Origin of the sequence: Promicromonospora kroppenstedtii DSM 19349, assembly GCF_000515355.1 — a bacterium.
Lineage (GTDB): Bacteria > Actinomycetota > Actinomycetes > Actinomycetales > Cellulomonadaceae > Promicromonospora > Promicromonospora kroppenstedtii.
On record NZ_KI911681.1, the window covers coordinates 1 to 2,135 of the forward strand.

The window sequence follows — 2,135 nt, forward strand, 5'->3', positions numbered from 1 at the left end:
CCGCCGGGCGCGCGAGGCGCTGCGGCACGCGGCCCGGCTGTTCCGCGCCTGACCTCAGGCCGGGTCGGCCGTCAGCGCGGGTTCCTCGCCCGGGTGGGTCGGCACCCAGCGCAGCGACACCAGCACCAGGCCGACCACGAGCAGCGCCGACGTCAGGACGAACGGGTAGGTGCGGTCGATCCCGGACAGCCAGCCCGAGATCCAGCCGAACGGTGCCGCGGCCAGCATGATGCACGTCCGCTGGATCGCCATGACGCGCGAGCGCTCGCCCTCGTCCACGTGCAGCGCCACGAGCGATTCGGAGAGCATGAACAGCATGCCCGCGCCGAAGCTGTCCAGCAGCAGGCACAGGCCGAGGAACGCGTACGTGGACGCCGTCGCGCCGTCGCTCGCCGCCGGGATCGCGACCAGCACGAGCTGCCCGGCGAGGTGCACCCCGAACCCGAGCAGCGTCGCGCGCCGCAGGTCGACGGCGGTGGTCAGCAGCGGGATCAGCGTGAAGAAGAAGACCACCGACAGTACCGAGCGGACCATCGGGAAGAACGGCAGCAGCGCGTCCGGCACACCCAGGTGCTGGCTGGCCACCACCTGCCAGAACGTGCCGTTGACGAGCGTGACCGCTGCGGTCAGCGCGGCCACGGCCAGCGCGAGGAGCGACCCGCGCGAGCGCAGCAGCAGCCCGAGCACGCCGCGGTACCCGGCCAGCAGGCTCCACACGCTCTGCCCGCGCGTGGCCGCCATGCGGACGCGGCCCTGCCGGGTCTCGTTGGACCACAGGTAGAGCCAGACGATCTTCACCGTCATCACCACCGCGGCGTTGATGTACAGGATGCGCACGGCGGGCTCCAGCCCGAGCTGCGCGACTAGGACGGCGGCCAGCGGCGCGAACAGCGCCGAGCAGTCGGCCGCGACCTTCACCAGGGAGTAGATCCGCGTGATCTTGCCCCGTTCGGCGTCCTCGACCATGAGGCAGTCCCACGAGTTCTGCGTGACCTGCAGCGCGCCGTTGACCAGTGACGCCGCGAGGAAGAACCAGAAGTCCTGCGCGAACGCCCACAGGATGCACGGGATCACCCAGGCGATCACGTCGAACCACGCCGTCGTGGCGCGCCGGCCGAGCCGGTCGGTGATGATCCCGCCGGCCAGCCCGAAGCCGACCTGGGAGATCATGCCGATGGTCGCGAGGAACCCGATCTGCGCGTCGTGCAGGCCCAGGGCCAGCATGAACACGGAGGCGTAGGGCAGCACCAGGGCCATGGACAGGCCCCACAGCGGCTCGGTCCACACACAGGCGCGGGGGTTGCCGCGGAGCTCGACGAGAGTCCGCCAGAGCGGGTTACGGGCGCGGTTCACGGGGGCAAGTGAAGCACCTCCGCGAGCCCGGTCGCGCACGCGCCTCGTTCCTCGGGCAGCCGGACTACAGGACCCGTTCCATGCAGACCAGGTCGGCCCGCGCGTCCCACGCGTCGACGACGGCGAAGCCGAGCCCCTCGTAGAGGCCGATCGCGCCCGTGCGCCACCGCCAGACCGACAGCGCGGCCGTGTGCACGCCGCCGTCGGCCAGGCCCGTCAGCGCGGTGCCGATCAGCCGGGAGGCCACGCCCCGGCCGCGCAGCTCAGGGTCGGTCCAGAGCCGCTTGAGCTCCGCGCGGCCCGCGACGGGCGCGGTGACGACCAGGCAGCCCACCGCGGTGTCCCCGTGCCGGGCGACCAGCACCGTGTCGCCCGCGAACGCCGAGCTCGGGTCCCCGATCTCCGCCAGGTAGCGCGCGGGCAGTGCGGCGACGTCGTCGACCGGGACGCCCTTCTCGGCCTCGGTCCGCAGGTGGTAGGCCGTCAGCAGCGCGGTGAGCCCGTCACTGGGGGAGCCGGGGTCGAACCGGTGGACGACGACGGACGGGGCATCGGTGGTGCTCAAGGTCTTGCTTCTCCCTGTCTCTGCTTGTCGCCGACGGAGCCTGCGGTTCCGCTCCGGCTCAGTCGGTCAGGCTCGTCCAGCAGTACACGCCCTTGCGCTCGTCCGTGGCCCGCGCGGCGAGCGCCCCGAGGGACAGCAGCGCCGAGACGAGCACCTGCGGGGCGACGGCGGGCGTCGCGTCGCCGGACCACTCGCGGGCTGCCGCAGCCAGGCGCGT

Annotated in this window: 2 protein-coding genes; both read right to left on the reverse strand. The window is 72.7% G+C overall.

The window, feature by feature from the left end; genetic code table 11:
- Positions 1-54 precede the first annotated feature (54 nt).
- The gene (locus PROKR_RS14405; protein ID WP_036964356.1) at positions 55-1,353 is read right to left on the reverse strand and encodes an MFS transporter; all 1,299 of its coding nucleotides are present in this window, start codon (positions 1,351-1,353) and stop codon (positions 55-57) included.
- 64 nt (positions 1,354-1,417) lie between these two features.
- Complete coding sequence (locus PROKR_RS14410; protein ID WP_036964357.1) at positions 1,418-1,918, reverse strand: GNAT family N-acetyltransferase; 501 nt, start codon at positions 1,916-1,918, stop codon at positions 1,418-1,420.
- Positions 1,919-2,135: the final 217 nt, after the last annotated feature.